16 protein-coding genes are annotated in these 20,204 nt (G+C 72.0%); 9 read left to right on the top strand and 7 right to left on the bottom strand.

Annotated features, from left to right (window positions below; all coding sequences use genetic code 11):
- Positions 1-25: 25 nt before the first annotated feature.
- Together SGFS_RS15895 and SGFS_RS15890 are read right to left on the bottom strand one after the other, a co-directional pair.
- Positions 26-799 carry a hypothetical protein gene (locus SGFS_RS15895; protein ID WP_286250909.1) on the bottom strand — a complete coding sequence of 258 codons (774 nt, stop codon included), beginning with the start codon at positions 797-799 and terminating at the stop codon, positions 26-28.
- A 149-nt stretch (positions 800-948) separates the two neighbouring features.
- Entirely contained in the window at positions 949-2,625 is a 1,677-nt protein-coding gene (locus SGFS_RS15890) for a PucR family transcriptional regulator (RefSeq protein ID WP_286250907.1), read from the bottom strand.
- Positions 2,626-2,979: 354 nt separating this feature from the next.
- On the opposite strand from SGFS_RS15890, the gene SGFS_RS15885 reads away from it, so the two are divergent.
- The 4 genes from SGFS_RS15885 (at position 2,980) to SGFS_RS15870 (ending at position 8,248) form a co-directional block, all read left to right on the top strand.
- Positions 2,980-3,870: an FAD binding domain-containing protein gene (locus SGFS_RS15885; protein ID WP_286250905.1), complete on the top strand. Its 891-nt coding sequence runs from the start codon at positions 2,980-2,982 to the stop codon at positions 3,868-3,870.
- Positions 3,870-4,457 (top strand): (2Fe-2S)-binding protein, encoded by a 588-nt coding sequence (locus tag SGFS_RS15880; protein ID WP_286250904.1) that lies wholly within the window; start codon positions 3,870-3,872, stop codon positions 4,455-4,457. The genes SGFS_RS15885 and SGFS_RS15880 overlap by 1 nt, the downstream gene beginning before the upstream one ends.
- A gap of 2 nt (positions 4,458-4,459) precedes the next feature.
- The gene (locus tag SGFS_RS15875; protein ID WP_286250902.1) at positions 4,460-6,847 is read left to right on the top strand and encodes a xanthine dehydrogenase family protein molybdopterin-binding subunit; all 2,388 of its coding nucleotides are present in this window, start codon (positions 4,460-4,462) and stop codon (positions 6,845-6,847) included.
- A gap of 246 nt (positions 6,848-7,093) precedes the next feature.
- Positions 7,094-8,248, top strand: coding sequence for an XdhC family protein (locus tag SGFS_RS15870; protein ID WP_286250900.1), 1,155 nt, complete (start codon positions 7,094-7,096; stop codon positions 8,246-8,248).
- Here the strand turns inward: SGFS_RS15870 and SGFS_RS15865 are convergent.
- Positions 8,235-8,381, bottom strand: coding sequence for a hypothetical protein (locus SGFS_RS15865; protein WP_286250899.1), 147 nt, complete (start codon positions 8,379-8,381; stop codon positions 8,235-8,237). The genes SGFS_RS15870 and SGFS_RS15865 overlap by 14 nt on opposite strands.
- A 135-nt stretch (positions 8,382-8,516) precedes the next feature.
- Here SGFS_RS15865 and SGFS_RS15860 point away from each other — a divergent pair, with 135 nt between their 5' ends.
- Both SGFS_RS15860 and SGFS_RS15855 read left to right on the top strand, forming a co-directional pair.
- Positions 8,517-11,891, top strand: a complete 3,375-nt coding sequence (locus SGFS_RS15860) for a pyruvate carboxylase (RefSeq protein WP_286250898.1) — start codon at positions 8,517-8,519, stop codon at positions 11,889-11,891.
- Between the two features lie 508 nt (positions 11,892-12,399).
- A complete protein-coding gene (locus tag SGFS_RS15855) occupies positions 12,400-13,074 on the top strand; it encodes a hypothetical protein (RefSeq protein WP_286250897.1) in 675 nt (224 codons plus the stop codon).
- A 14-nt stretch (positions 13,075-13,088) separates the two neighbouring features.
- Here the strand turns inward: SGFS_RS15855 and SGFS_RS15850 are convergent, their stop codons facing one another.
- Together SGFS_RS15850 and SGFS_RS15845 are read right to left on the bottom strand one after the other, a co-directional pair.
- Complete coding sequence (locus SGFS_RS15850) at positions 13,089-13,739, bottom strand: class I SAM-dependent DNA methyltransferase (protein WP_286250895.1); 651 nt, start codon at positions 13,737-13,739, stop codon at positions 13,089-13,091.
- Between the two features lie 47 nt (positions 13,740-13,786).
- Entirely contained in the window at positions 13,787-14,233 is a 447-nt protein-coding gene (locus SGFS_RS15845; protein WP_286250892.1) for an SRPBCC family protein, read from the bottom strand.
- A 139-nt stretch (positions 14,234-14,372) separates the two neighbouring features.
- Here SGFS_RS15845 and SGFS_RS15840 point away from each other — a divergent pair, with 139 nt between their 5' ends.
- The 3 genes from SGFS_RS15840 to SGFS_RS15830 all read left to right on the top strand — a co-directional run bounded on the left by SGFS_RS15840 (position 14,373) and on the right by SGFS_RS15830 (position 17,373).
- Positions 14,373-15,383, top strand: coding sequence for a DUF2278 family protein (locus SGFS_RS15840; RefSeq protein ID WP_286250891.1), 1,011 nt, complete (start codon positions 14,373-14,375; stop codon positions 15,381-15,383).
- A 164-nt stretch (positions 15,384-15,547) separates the two neighbouring features.
- Positions 15,548-16,765, top strand: a complete 1,218-nt coding sequence (locus tag SGFS_RS15835) for a cytochrome P450 (RefSeq protein ID WP_286250890.1) — start codon at positions 15,548-15,550, stop codon at positions 16,763-16,765.
- A gap of 119 nt (positions 16,766-16,884) precedes the next feature.
- The gene (locus SGFS_RS15830; protein ID WP_286250889.1) at positions 16,885-17,373 is read left to right on the top strand and encodes a MarR family winged helix-turn-helix transcriptional regulator; all 489 of its coding nucleotides are present in this window, start codon (positions 16,885-16,887) and stop codon (positions 17,371-17,373) included.
- A gap of 28 nt (positions 17,374-17,401) precedes the next feature.
- On the opposite strand, the gene SGFS_RS15825 is transcribed toward SGFS_RS15830, so the two are convergent.
- Entirely contained in the window at positions 17,402-18,166 is a 765-nt protein-coding gene (locus SGFS_RS15825) for a GntR family transcriptional regulator (RefSeq protein WP_286250888.1), read from the bottom strand.
- Between the two features lie 84 nt (positions 18,167-18,250).
- Entirely contained in the window at positions 18,251-20,125 is a 1,875-nt protein-coding gene (gene iolD, locus SGFS_RS15820) for a 3D-(3,5/4)-trihydroxycyclohexane-1,2-dione acylhydrolase (decyclizing) (protein ID WP_286250886.1), read from the bottom strand.
- Between the last annotated feature and the right edge of the window lie 79 nt (positions 20,126-20,204).

Genomic DNA, 20,204 nt, shown 5'->3' with positions numbered 1-20,204 from the left:
GGCCCGTGGGAATGCCGACGCCTGCTCAGGCCGTGGCCGCCGGTGGGGTCAACTGCCGTGCCAGCCAGGTCGGTACGCCGCCCAGTAGGCGGAACAGACGCCTGGCCTCCTCGCGGAGGCGGGATGCCTCCGGTTCCGTCTCGGTGTCGGCGAGGGACACCAGGGCGGGGGCCGTGCCGACCAGGTAGCCCAGCTCCTCGCGGATGCGCAGGGACTCGGCGAAGCCGTGCCGGGCCTCGGCCAACTCGCCGTCGCGCAGGGCGAGTCCGGCCAGATGCCGCCAGGTGAACGAGAGCAGCAGCTGATCGCCGTGGGCGGTGGCGCCCGCGTGGGCACGGCGGTACGCGGCACGCGCGGCCTGCGGCGAGCGGGCGAGGTTCTCCGCGAGGACACCCCGGCGGAAGTCGAGCAGGGCCCGGCCCCGGGCGCCCGGCGGGATGAGCGCCGCCGCCCGGCCGAGCGCGGCCCGCGCCTCGTCGGAGCGGTCCCGTACGCCGAGCAGCGTGGCCGCGTACGCCAGTTGCCCGCGCTCGCAGGCCGCCGCGCCCCGCTCCTCGTCGCTCTGGGCCTGCGCCTCGGCGGTACGCAGCGCGTCCTCCGCCTCCGCCCAGCCCTGCTCGGTGTACAGGCAGCGCTCGACGAGCAGCGCGGTCCGTTGCAGCGAGGCCTGTGGAGTGGTGGGCTGGATCAGCGCGGCCGCGTCGACCCAGCAGGCCCGCGAGCGCAGCCGCCATACCGCGGTCTGGAGTGGATCGTCGCCGGCGGTCGTTCCGTAACCAGACATGGCGGTATGCGCCACGTTGTCCTCCCCGAGCACACCGTTGAGCTTTGAGTGGTGGCGGCATCTCAGCACGAATCCCGGGGCCCGGCCAGGGGGTGGGTGAAAGTATTCACAAAGTCATGGGGTGCGGGCGGCGCTCAGGGAGGGCCGCCCACCACCCCGTGAACTCAACTCATGCGCAACGCCAGGAAGAAGTCCAGCTTGTCCTCCAGGCGGGAGAGGTCACGGCTTGTCAACTGTTCGATCCGGCCGACCCGGTAGCGCAGTGTGTTGACGTGCAGGTGGAGCCGGGCGGCGCAGCGCGTCCAGGAGCCGTCGCACTCCAGGAACGCCTCCAGGGTCGGGATCAGCTCGGCGCGGTGGCGGCGGTCGTAGTCCCTCAGGGGGTCGAGGAGGCGGGCCGTGAAGGCGCGGCGCACGTCGTCGGGGACGAAGGGCAGGAGCAGGACGTGCGAGGCCAGTTCCTGGTGGCCGGCCGCGCACACCCGGCCCGGACGCGCCGCCGCCACCCGGCGTGCGTGCCGGGCCTCCTCCAGCGCCCCGTGCAGACCCTCCGCCGAGTGCACGGCCGCGCTGACGCCCAGCGTGAGCCGTCCGTCGCCGTCCAGGCCCGCCGTCAGCGGGTCCCGTACGGTCGTGAGGAGCGTGTCGGCGTGGATGCCGGCCTCGGAGCCGTCGTGCTCGGTGGAGACCGCCGGGAGCGGGACGAGCGCGATGGCCTCCTCACCCGTGTGAGCCACGGCGATCCGGTCCGAGTGCTCGGGGCCGGTGGAGTGGGGGTCCACCAGGATCTCCTCCAGGAGCGCCTGGGCGACCGGGCCGCCGTCCAGGTCGTCGCCGTCCCATTCCACCCGGGCCACGACCACCTGCCAGTGCGGGGCCGCCCCGAGGCCGGGCAGCAGCACCGGCGCGGCGACCCGCAGCCGGGCCGCGATCTCGGCGGGGGCCGCGCCCGCCTGCACCAGCTCCAGAACCTCCTGGGCGAGTCGGCGCCGTACCGTACGGGCCGCGTCGCGGCGGTCCCGCTCGACGGCGATCAGCTGGGTGACGCCGTACAGCAGGTCGAGGCGCTCGGCGGGCCAGTCCCCGGCGTCGGCCTCGACCGCGAGCAGCCAGTCGGACAGCAGCGTCTCGCGTACGTCATGGGTGGCGCCGACGGGCGCGCGGCCCGCGCCGCTGATGGGGAAGAGGGAGTACGTGGTGGTGCCGACGAGCACGCGGTGCGGTCCGCGGCGGCCCGTGCGCGTCGCCGCCAGGTGGTCGCCCGCCAGGCGTGCGCACAGCTCGGGCGGCAGGTCGGGCCCGGCGACCTTGGGGCCCGCGATCAGGCGGCCGGTGGGGGAGAGCACCCAGGCCCTGATGTCCAGATCGGTGCCGAGGAGGTCCAGGACCACGTCCGGGCCGCCGCCCGCCGGGCCGGAGATCATCATCCGGCGGTGGCGGTCCACCACGGCCGCCAGGTCTCCGGCGCGCTCGCCGGAGACCTGCCGAACGACGTGCTCGGTGATCGTCGCGAAGGCCACCGACTCGTTGACGGCGAACAGCGGCAGCCGGTGCCGGGCGCAGGCGACGACCAGGTCCTGAGGGATGTCGCCCAGCTCGGCCTCGCCGGCGGCGAGCGCCGCGACCCCGGCGCCCACCAGGATCCGTACGAAGGGTTCGGAGTCGGCGGCGTCCCGGCGCCAGGCCAGGCCCGTGAGCACCAGCTCGCCCCCGGAGAGGTAGCGGCTCGGGTCCCGGAGGTCGGTGGTCATCACACCACGTACGGTGCGGTCCAGCTCGTCCTCGCCGCCGAGCAGCCGCAGACCCAGCGCGTCGGTGTCCAGCAGTGCGCGCAGGCGCATTCTCGTCGCCGCCGTTCTTGTGTCGTCGTGTCTCGAAAACAACGTTCGGTTCGCCCAGGAAGCGTGCACGTGACTTCCGGAGGAGGGTGGTCGGGGAAGCCGGGGCCCCGCGTGTGTGCTGGATGTTTCCAGCCGAAAACGAAGAGGTTGCTGATGGCCTCCGTTCATACGAATCTACAAGATGCGCCCCTTGGCCAGCCAACTCCTTCATGTTTTCCGTGACTGACCCGGGCGGAGGAGGGCGCTGTGTACTGAAGCTCGAGCCACCTGAACAGCCCTTGAACCGAGCCGGGCCCGCCGCACACGATCTGGCTCAAACAGAACGACCACAAGACGAAGAAGAGAGCCGGTCTCATGGACTTCCTTCGCCCCGCCAGCTGGGAGGAGGCGCTCGCCGCGAAGGCCGAGCACCCCACCGCTGTGCCGATCGCCGGCGGCACCGATGTGATGGTCGAGATCAACTTCGACCACCGTCGGCCCGAGTATCTGCTCGACCTCACCCGCATCGGCGATCTCTACGAGTGGGAGGTCGGCGAGGACACGGTTCGACTGGGCGCGTCCGTCCCCTACACCCGGATCATGGAGAGCCTCCGTCCCGAGCTGCCCGGCCTCGCCCTGGCCTCGCACACGGTCGCCTCCCCGCAGATCCGCAACCGCGGCGGCGTCGGCGGAAACCTCGGCACCGCCTCCCCGGCCGGCGACGCCCACCCGGCCCTCCTCGCGGCGGGCGCCCAGGTCGAGGCCGAGTCCGTACGGGGCTCCCGGCTCATCCCCATCGACGACTTCTACACCGGCGTCAAGCGCAACGCCCTCGCCCCGGACGAGCTGATCCGCGCCGTGCACATCGACAAGGCCGACGGACCGCAGCAGTTCTCGAAGGTCGGCACGCGCAACGCCATGGTCATCGCCGTGTGCGCCTTCGGGCTCGCCCTGCACCCGTCGTCGCGGACCGTCCGTACCGGCATCGGCTCGGCCGCGCCGACCCCCGTCCGGGCCAAGGCCGCCGAGGAGTTCCTGAACGCGGCGCTCGACGAGGGCGGCTTCTGGGACAACGGCAGGATCATCACCCCGTCGGTCGCCAAGCAGTTCGCCGAGCTGTGCTCCGCCGCCTGCAACCCGATCGACGACGTCCGGGGCACCGCGAGCTACCGCCGCCACGCCGTCGGCGTCATGGCCCGCCGCACGCTGATGTGGACCTGGGAGTCGTACCGCGGCACCGCCGCCGCCACGGAGGGAGTCGCGTAATGCGCGTCAATTTCACGGTCAACGGCCGTCCGCAGGAAGCCGACGACGTGTGGGAGGGCGAGTCCCTGCTGTACGTGCTGAGGGAGCGGCTCGGACTCCCCGGTTCCAAGAACGCGTGCGAGCAGGGCGAGTGCGGCTCGTGCACCGTCCGCCTGGACGGCGTACCGGTGTGTTCGTGTCTGGTCGCGGCCGGGCAGGCGGAGGGGCGCGAGGTCGTCACGGTCGAGGGGCTGGCGGACTTCGCCAAGCAGCGGGCCGAGGGATGCGGGACGGGCGCCTGCGGGGCGTCGGGGACTTCGCTCGACGATGCCAAGCACTGGCAGGCCAAGGGCACCGACTCGCAGACCGGCGAAGGCGGGGAACTCTCCCCGATCCAGCAGGCGTTCATCGACGCCGGTGCCGTGCAGTGCGGCTTCTGCACGCCCGGGCTGCTGGTCGCCGCCGACGAGATGCTGGAGCGCACCCCGAACCCGAGCGACGCGGACATCCGCGAGGCGCTCTCGGGCAACCTGTGCCGCTGCACCGGCTACGAGAAGATCATGGACGCGGTCCGCCTCGCGGCCGCCCGGCAGTCCGAAGGGGTCTGATCATGGGAACCACCGGCCTGCCCACCAACATCACCCAGGGCTCGCGCACCAAGGGCGGCGTCGGCGAGTCCACGCTCCGCCCGGACGGCACCCTCAAGGTCACCGGCGAGTTCGCGTACTCGTCCGACATGTGGCACGAGGACATGCTCTGGGGCCAGATCCTCCGCTCGACGGTCGCCCACGCCGAAATCGTCTCCATCGACACGGCCGAGGCCCTCGCCACGCCCGGTGTCTACGCCGTCATGACGTACGACGACCTGCCGACCGACGTGAGGCACTACGGCCTGGAGATCCAGGACACCCCGGTCCTCGCCCACGGCAAGGTCCGCCACCACGGCGAGCCCGTCGCGATCGTCGCCGCCGACCACCCGGAGACCGCGCGCCGAGCCGCCGCCAAGATCAAGGTGGAGTACCGGGAGCTGCCGGTCATCACCGACGAGGCCGCCGCGACCGCGCCGGACGCGGTCCTCGTGCACGAGGACCGCACCGACCACCACTTCGGCCATGTCCCGCACCCGAACATCGTCCACCGCCAGCCGATCCTCCGCGGCGACGTGGCGGCGGCCCGGGAGCGCGCGGACTTCGTCGTCGAGGGCGAGTACGTCTTCGGCATGCAGGACCAGGCGTTCCTCGGCCCCGAGTCCGGGCTCGCGGTTCCGGCGGAGGACGGCGGCGTCGACCTCTACATCGCCACGCAGTGGCTGCACGCCGACCTGCGCCAGATCGCACCCGTCCTCGGCCTGGCGGAGGACAAGGTCCGGATGACGCTGTCGGGCGTGGGCGGCGCCTTCGGCGGGCGCGAGGACCTCTCGATGCAGATCCACGCCTGTCTGCTCGCGCTGCGCACGGGCAAGCCGGTCAAGATCGTCTACAACCGTTTCGAGTCCTTCTTCGGACACGTCCACCGCCACCCGGCGAAGCTGTACTACGAGCACGGGGCGACGAAGGACGGCAAGCTCACCCACGTGAAGTGCCGGATCGTCCTCGACGGCGGCGCCTACGCCTCCTCCTCACCTGCCGTCGTGGGCAACGCGGCCTCCCTCGGCGCGGGCCCGTACGTCATCGACAACGTCGACATCGAGGCCATCGCCCTCTACACCAACAACCCGCCCTGCGGCGCCATGCGCGGCTTCGGCGCGGTCCAGGCGTGCTTCGCCTACGAGGCCCAGATGGACAAGCTGGCCGACGCGGTGGGTATGGACCGGGTCGAGTTCCGCCAGGCCAACGCCATGTCGCAGGGCGCGATCATGCCGACCGGGCAGGTCGTCGACTCCCCGGCGCCGGTCGCCGAACTCCTGCGCCGAGTCAAGGCGATGCCGCTGCCGCCGGAGCAGCAGTGGCTCGCGGCGGGTGAGGAGGCGGACGTACGGCAACTGCCGGGCGGTCTGTCCAACACCACGCACGGCGAGGGCGTCGTACGCGGCGTCGGCTACGCGGTCGGCATCAAGAACGTCGGCTTCTCCGAGGGCTTCGACGACTACTCGACCGCCCGTGTCCGCATGGAGGTCGTGGGCGGCGAGCCCGTCGCCACCGTCCACACGGCCATGGCGGAGGTCGGCCAGGGCGGTGTCACCGTCCACGCGCAGATCGCCCGCACCGAACTGGGCGTCACCCAGGTGACGATCGTCCCGGCGGACACCCAGGTGGGCTCGGCCGGTTCGACGTCGGCCTCCCGGCAGACGTACGTCACCGGCGGCGCCGTCAAGAACTCCTGCGAGCTGGTCCGCGAGAAGGTCCTGGAGATGGGCCGGCGCCGGTTCGGCTCGTACCACCCCGCGTGGGCCACGGCCGAACTGCTCCTGGAGGGCGGCAAGGTCGTCACCGACGCCGGGGAGGTCCTCGCCGACCTGGTGGACGTGCTGGGCGACGAGTCGGTCGAGATCGAGGCGGAGTGGCGGCACCGGCCGACGGAGCCCTTCGACCTCCGTACCGGGCAGGGCTTCGGGCACGTCCAGTACAGCTTCGCCGCACACCGGGCGGTCGTCGAGGTCGACACCGAGCTGGGCCTGGTCAAGGTCATCGAACTGGCCTGCGCCCAGGACGTCGGCAAGGCCCTCAACCCGCTGTCCGTGGTGGGCCAGATCCAGGGCGGCACGACCCAGGGCCTCGGCATCGCGGTCATGGAGGAGATCGTCGTCGACCCGAAGACCGCGAAGGTCCGCAACCCCTCCTTCACCGACTACCTCATCCCCACGATCCTCGACACGCCGACCATCCCCGTCGACGTGCTCGAACTGGCCGACGACCACGCGCCGTACGGGCTGCGCGGCGTCGGCGAGGCCCCGACCCTGTCATCGACTCCGGCCGTCCTGGCGGCGATCCGGAACGCGACGGGGTTGGAGCTGAACAGGACGCCGGTACGCCCGGAACACCTGACGGGTACGGCGTAGTCGGTCGGGCCGCTCAAGAGCTCTGGGGGTTCGGTTCGTCGGTGGGTGCGGGTGGGTGGGGTTTCTGGCGCAGTCCCATCCCCCGCGCCCCTGAAAAGCACGGGGCGCGGCCCCTGCTCTTCAGGGGCGCGGGGAACTGCGCGACCAGCCCCCACCCACCCGCACACGCCGACGAACCTTCAAAACACCCCCTGGACCCCAGCTGCCGAGTACCGTCCGCACAACCGCGATTGAGGAGACCGAGACATGCTGGACATCGCCGAAGAGCTGCACCGGTGGGTCGAGCAGGGACGCGACTTCGCCGTGGCCACCGTGGTGGCCGTCGGCGGCAGCGCACCCCGCCAGCCCGGCGCCGCCCTCGCGGTGGACGCCGACGGCACGGCGATCGGCTCGGTCTCCGGCGGTTGCGTGGAGGGGGCGGTCTACGACCTGTGCCGGCAGGCGTTGGAGGACGGGGAGCCGGTCCTCGAACGCTTCGGGTACAGCGACGAGGACGCCTTCGCCGTGGGCCTGACCTGCGGCGGGATCATCGACATCGTCGTGACGCCGGTGCGGGTCGGCGACCCCGTCCGTCCGCTCGTGGCGGCCGCGCTCGCCGCCGCCGCGAGCGGGGAGGCGGCGGCCGTCGCCCGGATAGTCTCCGGCCCGGCGGAACTGCGGGGCCGGGCCCTGCTGGTCCGCCCCGCCGGCCAGTACGACGGCGGCTTCGGCGCCCACCCCGAACTGGACCGCACGGTCGCCGCCGAGGCCCGGGCCTTCCTGGACGCCGGACGCACCGGCACCCTGGAGATCGGAGAGCAGGGCTCTCGTTGCGGAGCACCGCTCACGGTTCTGGTCGAGTCCTCGGTCCCCCCGCCCCGGATGATCGTGTTCGGCGCGATCGACTTCGCCTCCGCGCTCGTCCGCGTAGGCAAGTTCCTCGGCTACCACGTGACCGTCTGCGACGCCCGCCCCGTCTTCGCGACCCGCACGCGCTTCCCGGACGCGGACGAGATCGTCGTCGAGTGGCCGCACACATACCTGGAGCGGACGGACGTGGACGCCCGGACCGTCCTGTGCGTCCTCACCCACGACGCCAAGTTCGACGTACCGCTGCTCCGGCTCGCCCTGCGGCTCCCGGTCGCCTACGTCGGCGCCATGGGCTCACGCCGCACCCACCTCGACCGCAACGACAGGCTGCGCGAGGTCGGCGTCACCGAGCTGGAGCTGGCCCGGCTGCGCTCACCCATCGGCCTCGACCTCGGGGCTCGCACGCCGGAGGAGACGGCCCTGTCCATCGCCGCCGAGATCGTCGCCAACCGACGCGGTGGCAGCGGGGTCTCGCTGACCGGGGCGCACACGCCGATCCACCACGACGGCACCCCGTCCGTGACGGAGCTGCCGAGCCTCAAGGTCTCCTGACCCGCGAGCGCCGACGGCCCGTCGGTACGCCCGCCCCGGCCGCCTCGCCCGCCGCGAGCAGCGGGACCAGCGGGGCGTGGGCCCACGGCAGGACCTTGTCGACGGCTGCCGGTACGGCGTTCCGGGCGCTCAAAGCGCCGTGCGGTGAGCGGGCTCCCTCACATAGGTCAGACCTCCGATCACCGGTCAGTGACCGTGCTCTCATGGCACGTCGGCCACAATGCCGGGACCATGGTGCTCCTCACCAGGCAGGCCGAAGGGATCGGGAATGCTCCAAAAGGTACTGGTCGCCAACCGTGGCGAGATCGCGATCCGCGCGTTCCGCGCCGGCTATGAAGTGGGCGCGCGGACCGTCGCCGTCTTCCCCCACGAGGACCGCAACTCGCTGCACCGGCTCAAGGCCGACGAGGCCTACGAGATCGGCGAACCGGGGCACCCCGTGCGGGCCTATCTCTCCGTCGAGGAGATCATGCGCGCCGCCCGGCTGGCGGGCGCCGACGCCGTCTATCCGGGCTACGGGTTCCTCTCCGAGAACCCCGAGCTGGCCCGGGCCTGTGAGGAGGCGGGCATCACGTTCGTCGGGCCCAGCGCCCACATCCTCGAACTGACCGGCAACAAGGCGCGCGCGGTGGCCGCCGCCCGCGCCGCCGGCGTACCGGTCCTCGGCTCCTCCGAGCCCTCCACCGAAGTCGACGAACTGGTCCGCGCCGCCGACGACATCGGCTTCCCCGTGTTCGTCAAGGCGGTCGCCGGCGGCGGCGGACGCGGTATGCGCCGCGTCGAGGACCCCGCCGCGCTGCGCGAGTCCATCGAGGCGGCGTCCCGCGAGGCCGCCTCCGCCTTCGGCGACCCCACCGTCTTCCTGGAGAAGGCCGTCGTCGAGCCCCGCCACATCGAGGTGCAGATCCTCGCCGACGGCCACGGCAACGTCATCCACCTCTTCGAACGCGACTGTTCGGTGCAGCGCCGCCACCAGAAGGTCATCGAACTGGCCCCGGCACCGAACCTCGACCCGGCCCTGCGCGACCGGATCTGCGCGGACGCCGTACGGTTCGCCCGGGAGATCGGCTACCGCAACGCGGGCACCGTCGAGTTCCTCCTCGACCGCGACGGCAACCACGTCTTCATCGAGATGAACCCCCGTATCCAGGTCGAGCACACGGTCACCGAGGAGGTCACCGACGTCGACCTCGTGCAGTCCCAGCTCCGCATCGCCGCCGGGGCCACCCTCGCCGACCTCGGGCTCTCCCAGGAGACCGTGACGCTGCGCGGCGCCGCGCTCCAGTGCCGTATCACCACCGAGGACCCCGCCAACGGCTTCCGCCCGGACACCGGCCGCATCAGCGCCTACCGCTCACCCGGCGGCTCCGGCATCCGTCTCGACGGCGGCACCACCCACGCCGGTACGGAGATCAGCGCCCACTTCGACTCCATGCTGGTCAAACTGACCTGCCGGGGCCGGGACTTCACCACCGCCGTCAACCGGGCCCGGCGTGCGGTCGCCGAGTTCCGCATCCGGGGCGTCGCCACGAACATCCCGTTTTTGCAGGCCGTCCTCGACGACCCGGACTTCCAGGCCGGCAACGTCACCACGTCGTTCATCGAGCAGCGCCCGCACCTGCTCACCTCCCGCCACTCCGCCGACCGGGGCACCAAGCTGCTCACCTATCTGGCCGACGTGACGGTCAACAAGCCGAACGGCCCGCGCCCCGACCTGATCGACCCGTCCACCAAGCTGCCTAGGCCCACCGCCGCCGAACCCCCGGCCGGCTCGAAGCAGAAGCTCGTCGAACTCGGCCCGGACGGCTTCGCCCGCTGGCTGCGCGAGTCGCCGACCATCGGCGTCACCGACACCACCTTCCGGGACGCCCACCAGTCGCTGCTCGCCACCCGGGTCCGTACGAAGGACATGCTCGCCGTCGCCCCCGTGGTCGCCCGGACCCTGCCGCAGCTGCTCTCCCTGGAGTGCTGGGGCGGCGCCACCTACGACGTCGCCCTCCGCTTCCTCGCCGAGGACCCCTGGGAGCGACTGGCCGCCTTCCGGGCCGCCGCGCCCAACATCTGCCTCCAGATGCTGCTGCGCGGCCGCAACACCGTCGGGTACACGCCGTACCCGACCGAGGTGACCGACGCCTTCGTCCAGGAGGCCACCGAGACCGGCATCGACATCTTCCGGATCTTCGACGCGCTCAACGACGTGGGCCAGATGCGGCCCGCCATCGACGCCGTACGAGCCACCGGAACGGCCGTCGCCGAGGTCGCCCTCTGCTACACCTCCGATCTCTCCAACCCCGCCGAGCAGCTCTACACGCTCGACTACTACCTCCGGCTGGCCGAGCAGATCGTCGAGGCGGGCGCCCACGTGCTGGCCGTCAAGGACATGGCGGGACTGCTGCGCGCCCCGGCCGCCACGAAACTCGTCTCCGCCCTGCGCCGCGAGTTCGACCTGCCGGTGCACATCCACACCCACGACACGGCGGGCGGCCAGCTCGCCACCTACCTCGCCGCGGTCCAGGCCGGCGCCGACGCCGTCGACGGTGCCGTGGCGTCCATGGCGGGCACCACCTCGCAGCCGTCGCTGTCGGCCATCGTGGCCGCGACCGACTACTCCGACCGGCCCACCGGCCTCGACCTGCGGGCCGTCGGCGACCTGGAGCCCTACTGGGAGAGCGTCCGCCGGATCTACGCGCCCTTCGAGGCGGGCCTCGCCTCACCCACCGGCCGCGTCTACGACCACGAGATCCCCGGCGGCCAGCTCTCCAACCTCCGCACCCAGGCCGTCGCGCTCGGCCTCGGCGACCGCTTCGAGGACATCGAGGCCATGTACACCGCCGCCGACCGCATCCTCGGCCACCTGGTGAAGGTCACCCCCTCCTCCAAGGTGGTCGGCGACCTCGCCCTGCACCTCGTCGGCGCCGGAGTGACACCTGCCGACTTCGAGGCCACGCCCGACCGGTTCGACATCCCCGACTCCGTCATCGGGTTCCTGCGCGGTGAGCTGGGCACCCCGCCCGGCGGCTGGCCCGAGCCGTTCCGCAGCAAGGCCCTCCAGGGCCGCGCCGACGCCAAGCCCGTCCAGGACCTCACCGCCGAGGACCGCACGGGCCTGGAGAAGGACCGGCGCACCACCCTCAACCGGCTGCTGTTCCCCGGCCCGACCCGCGAGTTCGAGACCCACCGCCAGACCTACGGCGACACCAGCGTCCTCGACAGCAAGGACTTCTTCTACGGCCTCGGCCCGGGCAAGGAGTACGCCGTCGACCTGGAGCCCGGCGTGCGGCTCCTCATCGGCCTGGAGGCCGTCGGCGAGGCGGACGAACGCGGTATGCGCACCGTGATGTCCACCCTGAACGGCCAGCTCCGCCCCATCCAGATCCGCGACAAGGCCGCCTCCTCCGACCTCCCCGTCACCGAGAAGGCCGACCGCTCCAACCCCGGCCATGTCGCCGCCCCGTTCGCCGGCGTGGTCACCCTCGCGGTCGCCGAGGGCGACGAGGTCGCGGCCGGCGCCACGGTCGCCACCATCGAGGCCATGAAGATGGAGGCCACGATCACCGTCCCGAAGGCCGGACGGGTGTCCCGCCTGGCCATCAACAAGATCCAGCAGGTGGAGGGCGGCGACCTGCTCGTCGAGATCGTCTGACCTTCCTGCGGGCGGCACGCCACATCCGGTGGACCGCAACCCGGTCCACCGGAACGGTGCCGCCCGCATCTTCCGCACGGCCCCCGCCGACGCGGCCTGTCCCCACCCGGCTGGTCCGGAGGCCGGGACGCAGGTGCCGGGCGGCGAGGCGGACGGGTCAAGTCGATGCTCACCAGGGACAGGTCCGCCTCGCCCCGCTTCGCGGCTTCCGCGATCAGGCCCTCCACTAGGGCGTGTTTCGAACGTCCCGTCTGCCCCGCGGCGCCTGGCACGGCACCTCGCCGCGTTGTCGGGGTCGTCCGCGTACACCCAGTACGCGGACAACCCTCCGCCTTGCGACGCACCGCACCAGACGCCGCGGGCCCCGCCCTCCGGGCGGACGACACCACTTCGAAACACGCCCTAGTCGTCACCCCCGACGGCCCAGCCGATGCCGGAACTTGTACGGTGTTCGAAGGCGCGGCACAGACGAACGACCGAACGCCAAAGGCACATCGGGAGCGGGCAGTTGAGCGGGACGACAACCGAAGAGGGCACGGCCCCGGGAACCGACAACGGCGCCGGCGGTTCGGGTACGGCCACGGACGTCGGCCGCGCCAAGGGCAAGCGGCACCCCCTCCCCGTCTGGGCCACCACCGCGCTGGGCCTTTTGCTCCTCGCCCAGGTGGTGTTCGTCTGCGGAGCCCTGGTGAGCCTGTGGCCGGTGGTCCTCGCCACCGTCGAGCCCGGCACCGAACTCACCGCCACGGCGGTGTGGTCGCCCTTCGGGCTCGGGGACTGGGCGCTGACCGCCGACACGGCCATGCTGCTCGCGGTGATCGTGTGCAGCGCGCTCGGCAGCTTCGTCCACGCGGCCACGTCGTTCGCGACATACGTCGGCAACCGGCGGCTGTACGCGAGCTGGCTGTGGTGGTACCTGCTGCGCGCCGGCATCGGGGTGGCCCTGGCCCTGCTCGTCCATCTGCTGCTGCGCGGCGGCCTGTTCGCCGGGAGCTCCGGCGCGGGCGCGACCAACCCGTACGGCTTCTCCGGCATCGCCGGGCTGTGCGGACTGTTCTCCAAGCAGGCCACCGACAAGCTCCGCGAGATCTGCGACACCCTGCTCAGCACCACGGGCGACGGCGACAGCGAACGCCGCGACAAGCTGGCCGCCGCCCAGAACGGGGACCCGGGCACGGTCTGACCGGGCCCCGGGGCTCACTCGGGCTTGCGCACCAGCAGATAGCCCTGCGGCGTCTTCTCGTAGGGCCCTTCCGCCTGCCGCACCAGCCGGGCCACCTCGACGAACCCGCTCTCCGTCAGCAGCGCGGCGACCCGGTCCGGCGGGAAGCGGTGGACGTCGAGGTCCAGGTCGTGGCCGTACGCGTGGGACAGACGGTAGGACTCGTCACCGGCCTTGAACGCCATGGCCAGCTGCCCGCCGGGAGCGAGCACCCGGTGGAACTCCCGGAAGAACACGGGCAGTTCGGTGAGTGGTGTGTGCACCGTGGAGTACCAGGAGACGGCACCGGCGAGCGACCCGTCCGGCAGGTCGAGCCCCGTCATCGTGCCGACCTCGAACCGCAGGTGCGGATGGACCCGACGGGCCACCGCCACCATCTCCGGCGACAGATCGATCCCGAAGACGTCCAGACCGAGCGCCGCCAGATGTACGGTGATCCGCCCCGGCCCGCACCCCAGATCCGCGACCGCGCCGCCTCCGCCGTCCCGCACCTGCTCGGCGAACACCCCGAGCACCGCCCGGTCGAAGGGGCTCTTCGCCAACTCGTCCTTCAGCAGTGTGTGGTAGTCGGCGGCGACCGTGTCGTAGGACGCCCGTGTCGTGTGCGGTCGATAGGTCGTGGTCATGGTCGGAGACGATAGGCGGGGGGTCCGACAACCCGGTCCGGAACGCGTCAGCGGACGGCCAGCAGGCCGTCCATCGCCCGGCCGAACATCCGCCGGGCCAGCCACCCCAGCGGGCGGTCGCAGATGGCCGGCAGCCGGCGCACCCGCAGGTCCTCGCGCCACACCACACAGGAGGTGCCGCCGTCGGCCCCGTACGGACGCACCTCGATCTCGGCCCAGCCGGTGACGAACGCGCCGCGCTTGGCCAGACGGCACAGGCCCGGTGCCGTGTCCGTCGGTGGCCGCCAGTCGACCACCTCCATCGGGTCGTCGAAGGAGAGGGAGCCGAGGCCGCTGCGGGCCACGAAGAGTGTGCCCTCGTGGTTCGGGGGAGGGGTGCGCACGGTGATCCGGGTCAGGGGGACCACGTCGGCGTGGCGGGGCCAGTCGGTCAGGCGGTGCCAGGCCAGGCCGACGGGGAGCGGGACGACGCGCTCCAGAGAGAAGAGAACCATGTGCTCATTCTTCGCAAGATGCGAGATAAGGGGCGAAGGGTAAAATCTTGAAGAGTCAGGTGGTAATGGGGCCTGCCCCGCTACCATTCCTCTCAGAGGGGGCGAGCAACGCTGCCGCCCCACGGGGGAGTTGGTCATCGTGCCACTGCAGAGCTATGGCGTGCTCGTCGCACGCGCCGTCGACACCCGTCGCGAACCCCGCGACGACACACCTCACTACCAGATTCATCTGACGGACGACCAGGGGACGCACTACCGCGCCTCGGTGAACGTGAAATCGCAGGAGCGGCCCTCCGAGCTGCTCTACCTCGTCGACGAGGACTTCGGGCACCCCGTCGTCACCCGTCTGGACGGCCTCGGCAGCGGCTGGAACGCGCTGCCCCCGGGCCCCGGCGGCCCCAACCTCGACTTCGTGCGGGGCAACCTCTTCGACCCGGCGAAGATGCGCACCCTCCCGCCCCACAAGGAGGGCGCGGACAACGACCTCGCGGACATCTTCGACCACTATGTGAACCGCGCGGTCGCCGACCCCACGGCCAGGCTGTACCTCTTCGGCGAGCGCTTCGGCCCCGAACCGGGCATCAAGGACAAGGTCTTCGGCTTCCTGCCGGGCAACGGCGTGCACGACATCCATATGAACCAGGGCAACGTCGGCAGGTTCAAGAAGGACGACGGTGTCTGGCAGGACGGCGGACTGCTGATCCACTTCCCTGACACGGACCGCTGGGTCGGCGTCTTCCTCGCCTTCCAGAGCCAGGCATGGCACACCGACGACACCACCGGCCACACCCTGCCGGGCGGCGAGCCCCGCCCCGAGCAGCCGGGCGAGCAGCCCGTGCGGATCGTGGCGGCCCTGGTCAACCCCAGGGGCCCGGCCCCCGAGCGGGAGACGGTCACCCTCGTCAACGCCTCGCCCGACCCGGTCGATCTCACCGGCTGGCGCATCCTCGACACCCTCGGCAACGCCGCCCCCGTGACCCAGGGCCCGCTCGCCGCCGGGGCCAGCCTCCTCGTCCCGCTGTCCAACGGCGCCCAACTCGGCAACAGCGGCGGCCGCATCACCCTCGTGGACGCGGGCGGGCTGAAGGTCGACGGCGTCTCGTACACCGCGCAGCAGGCGGCCCGCGAAGCCTGGACGGTCGTCTTCTGACCAGCCGATGACCGCCGGTCCGAGCGGCCGACGAGCGGCGCCGGTGGGTCCCCCCGGAAAAACGGGGCGGCATCCACCGGCGCCGAAAACGGTCTACCGCCACCACACCGCCGTACGGCACCATGAGCGCGACCCTCCGCAGCCCATGGCCGAAAGGTGTCCGCGTGGACCGTCAACTGCACGGCAGGCTCGACGAGTTGCAGCGGAACCCGTATCCGCACTACACCCGCGCCCGCACCGCGGAGGGCCTCACCTTCGTCCCCGAGCTGGACTCCTGGCTCGTGGCACGGGACGCCGACGTACGGGAGGTGCTCAGGCGCCCGGAGGACTTCTCCTCGGCCAACGCACTACGGCCGGACGTCATGCCCGCGCCCGCCGCGCTGGCCGTCCTCGGCGGCGGCTTCGGCGGCCACCCCGTCGTCGTCACCGCCGACGGCGCCCACCACCAGGAGCTGCGCGCCCCCATCGTGCGGGGCCTGTCGCCCGCCCGGGTCGCCGCCGTCCTGCCGTACGCCGCCGAACGGGCCGCCGAACTGGTCGACACCTTCGCCGACGACGGCCGTGTCGACCTGATGTCCGCCTACGCGGCCCGGCTCCCCGGAGACGTCATCGGGCGGATCGTAGGGCTCGACCCGGAAGACGTACCTGCCCTCGTGCACGGCGGCCACCGCGCCGAGGAGCTGCTGTTCCGGCCCCTGGAGGAGAGCGAACAGATCGCCGCCGCCGAGGAGGTGGTCGCCATGCAGCGCCTCCTCGACGCGTTCGTCCGCACCCGCCACGCCGACCCGCGCGAGGACCTCGGCACCGAACTCATCTCCGCCGTCGCCGTACCCGAGACCGAGCTGACCCTCGACCAGCGCCACCAACTCGTCGGCCATCTGCAGAACCTGCTCATCGCGGGTCATCTGACGACGACCGCCCTCATCGGCACCACCGTCCTGCACCTCCTGCGCCACCCATGGCAGTGGGAGCTGCTGTGCGCCGAGCCCGAGCGCATCCCGGCCGCCATCGAGGAGGCCGCCCGCCATGACACCGCACTGCAAGGCTTCCGCCGGGTCACCACCCGCCCGGTCACCCTCGCCGGCACCGAACTCCCGGCCGGCGCGGCCCTGTTGATAGCCTTCGGCGCCGCGAACCGCGACCCGGCCCGGCATGCCCGCCCCGACGAGTTCGACATCACCCGCACCCCGGTCCGCCATCTCGCCTTCGGCTTCGGCGTCCACACCTGCCCCGGCTCCCAGCTCGCCCGCGAACAACTCCGCATCACCCTGGAGCAGTTGACCAGCCGCCTGCCGGGCCTGCGCCTCGCCGAGGGGACGAAGGTGACGATGCGTCCGACCCTGATCCACCGCTCACCGGAACGCCTGGAACTGACCTGGTGATGCGCCGAACGCGGGATGCCGTACGGGATGTGGAGGGCCACGGCCCCGCCGCGCGGGCGGCTTGAAGCATCAAGTCATGTCGCGATCGATCGTCTGGTCGGCCCCGTAGAGTGGGCGGCATGGAGACACCGCAGCGGTCGCGGCTGACCGACGACGAGATGGAGACCTGGCACGCGCTGGCCGGCGTGATGATCAGGCTCCCGAGCGCGCTCGACGCGCAGCTGCAGCGGGACTCGGGCGTCAGTCATGTGGAGTACCTGGTGATGGCCATGCTGTCCCAGACGGAAGGCCGCACCCTGCGCATGAGCGAGTTGGCCGGCTACACGGGGTCGTCGCTGTCACGCCTGTCCCACCTGGTCAAACGGCTGGAGAAGAGCGACTGGGTGCGTCGTACGCCGGACCCGGAGGACGGGCGCTACACCCTCGCCATCCTCACCGACGCCGGTTACGCCAAGGTCGTCGAGAGCGCCCCGGGGCACGCCGACGCCGTACGGCGCTATGTGTTCGACGTGCTCACCAAGACCCAGCAGCGGCAGCTGAGGGACATCGGGCGGCGCATCTGGCAGTCCGTCGCCCCGGAGGACAACTGCCTGCCGCCGCCGAACTGATCCCGGCCGCCCTGCCGCTGCGGGGGCGTCAGTTGCGGACGAGCAACTGGAAGTCGAAGGAGTAGCGCGAGGCCCGGTAGATGTGGCTGCCGTACTCGACCGGGCGGCCGGTGTCGTCGTACGCCGTGCGCTGCATCGTGAGTACGGCGGCGCCCTCCGGCTCTTCGAGGCGCTCGGCCTCCTCGGCCGTGGCGACCCGGGCGCCGACCGTCTGACGGGCGCTGTGCAGGGTGATCCCGGCGCTGCGCAGCAGGCGGTACAGGCCGGTCGCCTCCAGCCGCTCGGTGTCCAGGTCCAGCAGGCCCGTCGGGACGTAGTTGGCGAGGAACGCCACCGGCTGGCCGTGCGTGAGACGCAGCCGCTCGATGAGGTGCACCTCGGCGCCCTCCGCGACGCCCAGGGCGGCCGCCACCTCGGCGGAGGCGGACCGCACCTCGCTCAACAGCACCCGAGTCGTGGGGTGCTGCCCGGCCGCCTCCAGGTCGTCGTAGAGGCTGCTCAGCTCCAGGGGGCGCTTGACCTGACTGTGCACCACCTGCGTGCCCACGCCCCGGCGCCGTACGAGCAGGCCCTTGTCGACGAGCGACTGGATGGCCTGGCGGACGGTCGGGCGGGACAGGCCCAGGCGGCCCGCCAGCTCGATCTCGTTGCCCAGCAGGCTGCCCGGGCCGAGCGCGCCGTGCTCGATCGCGGCCTCCAGCTGCCGGGCAAGCTGGTAGTACAGCGGGACCGGGCTGCTCCGGTCGACGCTGAGGTCGAGACTCTCCGTACTCCCCGCGGTCGCGCTCGTCACGCTCTGAGGGTATCCGTCCGTCCGGATGACAGGAACCCCTGTCATTGCATTGTCCTTACAAGCGCCCCAGAGCCACCGTGGTGGTCAGAGGTGGCGGCGCTGCCCGGCCACCTCCCGCTCGTACGTCTCGCGGGCTTCGACGGCTGCCGGGCGGGAGGCGGTCTCGGCTACCGGCACGTCCCACCAGGCCTCGGCCGGGGGAGCCGTCGGCGTCGGGTCCGTCTCGATGTACACGCAGGTCGGGCGGTCCGAGGCGCGGGCCGCGGCCAGGGCGTCGCGCAGCTCCCGTACGGTCTTGGCGCGGATGACGTCCATGCCGAGGCTCGCGGCGTTCGCGGCGAGGTCCACCGGGAGCGGGGCACCGGTGAAGGTGCCGTCGGCGGCGCGGTAGCGGTAGGCGGTGCCGAAGCGCTCGGCGCCCACCGACTCGGACAGGCCGCCGATGGAGGCGTACCCGTGGTTCTGGATCAGGACCAGGTTGACGGGCAGGCCCTCCTGGACGGCCGTCACGATCTCCGTCGGCATCATCAGATACGTGCCGTCGCCGACCAGCGACCAGACCGCCGTGCCGGGCGCGGCCTGCTGGACGCCGATCGCGGCCGGGATCTCGTAGCCCATGCAGGAGTAGCCGTACTCCAGGTGGTACTGGCGGGGGCTGCGGGCCCGCCACAGCTTGTGCAGATCCCCGGGGAGCGAACCGGCCGCGTTGATGACCACGTCCTCGTCGCCCACGACCACGTCCAGCGCGCCCAGCACCTGGGTCTGCGTCGGTACGGCGTTCTCGTCGGCCGGGGTGTAGGCGGCGTCGACGATCCGCTCCCAGCGCTCCTTGCCGACGCGGTACTCGGCCTCGTACGACTCGCTCACGCGGTGATCGGTGAGTGCGTCCCTGAGCGCTTCCAGGCCCGCTCGCGCGTCGCACACCACCGTCCGGGCCGCCAGCTTGTGGGCGTCGAACGCGGCGATGTTGAGGTTGAGGAAGCGGACGTCGGGGGCCTGGAAGAGGGTGTTGGAGGCGGTGGTGAAGTCGGTGTAGCGGGTGCCGACGCCGATGATCAGGTCCGCGGTGCGGGCGAGGTCGTCGCAGACCGCGGTGCCGGTGTGGCCGATGCCGCCGAGGTCGGCCGGGTGGTCGTACCGCAGCGATCCCTTGCCCGCCTGGGTGGAGGCGACCGGGATGCCGGTGGCGTCGACCAGCGACTTCAGCGCCTCCTCGGCCTCGCTGTGGTGGACGCCACCGCCCGCGACGATCAGCGGCCTCCCGGCGCTGCGGACGGCTCGTACGGCCTCGGCCAGCTCGACCGGGTCGGGGGCGGGCCGGCGTACGTTCCACACGCGGTCGGCGAAGAACTCCTCCGGCCAGTCGTACGCCTCCGCCTGCACGTCCTGCGGCAGGGCGAGGGTGACGGCGCCGGTCTCGACCGGGTCGGCGAGGACCCGCATGGCGTTCAGGGCGGCCGGGATCAGCGCCTCCGGGCGGGTGATCCGGTCGAAGTAGCGGGAGACCGGGCGCAGGGTGTCATTGACCGACACATCCGCCTCGGTGGGGTGCTCCAGCTGCTGGAGCAGCGGGTCGGCGGTGCGGGTCGCGAAGTAGTCGCCCGGGAGGAGGAGTACGGGCAGGCGGTTGATCGTGGCCAGCGCGGCGCCCGTGACCAGGTTGGTGGCGCCGGGGCCGATGGAGGTGGTGACCGCCTGCGCGGAGAGGCGGTTCAGCTGCCGGGCGTGGCCGACGGCCGCGTGCACCATGGACTGCTCGTTGCGGCCCTGGTGGAACGGCATCGTCTCCTCGCCGGCCTCCAGCAGGGCCTGGCCGATGCCCGCCACGTTGCCGTGGCCGAAGATCCCCCAGGTCCCGGCGATCAGCCGATGGCGTACGCCGTCGCGCTCTGTGTACTGGGCTGACAGGAACCGCACCAGCGCCTGGGCAACGGTCAGGCGGTGGGTGGAGGGGCTCATCGGGACCTCGTGGGGTGGTGAGAAGGGGTTCGTTGTGTTTGGGGTTCGGGGAGTTCTGGAGGTTCTGGGGGATCGGGGG

This window comes from Streptomyces graminofaciens, assembly GCF_030294945.1.
Lineage (GTDB): Bacteria > Actinomycetota > Actinomycetes > Streptomycetales > Streptomycetaceae > Streptomyces > Streptomyces graminofaciens.
The sequence above is the reverse complement of the archived record's forward strand: the minus strand, read 5'-3'. Positions and strand labels throughout refer to the sequence as shown.

Bases quoted from the DNA above. Each gene is read 5' to 3' on its own strand.
- SGFS_RS15860 (WP_286250898.1), top strand. From the start codon at position 8,517: ATGCTCCAAAAGGTACTGGTCGCCAACCGTGGCGAGATCGCGATCCGC.
- SGFS_RS15890 (WP_286250907.1), bottom strand. From the start codon at position 2,625: ATGCGCCTGCGCGCACTGCTGGACACCGACGCGCTGGGTCTGCGGCTG.
- SGFS_RS15870 (WP_286250900.1), top strand. From the start codon at position 7,094: ATGCTGGACATCGCCGAAGAGCTGCACCGGTGGGTCGAGCAGGGACGC.
- SGFS_RS15885 (WP_286250905.1), top strand. From the start codon at position 2,980: ATGGACTTCCTTCGCCCCGCCAGCTGGGAGGAGGCGCTCGCCGCGAAG.
- iolD (WP_286250886.1), bottom strand. From the start codon at position 20,125: ATGAGCCCCTCCACCCACCGCCTGACCGTTGCCCAGGCGCTGGTGCGG.
- SGFS_RS15875 (WP_286250902.1), top strand. From the start codon at position 4,460: ATGGGAACCACCGGCCTGCCCACCAACATCACCCAGGGCTCGCGCACC.
- SGFS_RS15845 (WP_286250892.1), bottom strand. From the start codon at position 14,233: ATGGTTCTCTTCTCTCTGGAGCGCGTCGTCCCGCTCCCCGTCGGCCTG.
- SGFS_RS15830 (WP_286250889.1), top strand. From the start codon at position 16,885: ATGGAGACACCGCAGCGGTCGCGGCTGACCGACGACGAGATGGAGACC.
- SGFS_RS15880 (WP_286250904.1), top strand. From the start codon at position 3,870: ATGCGCGTCAATTTCACGGTCAACGGCCGTCCGCAGGAAGCCGACGAC.
- SGFS_RS15850 (WP_286250895.1), bottom strand. From the start codon at position 13,739: ATGACCACGACCTATCGACCGCACACGACACGGGCGTCCTACGACACG.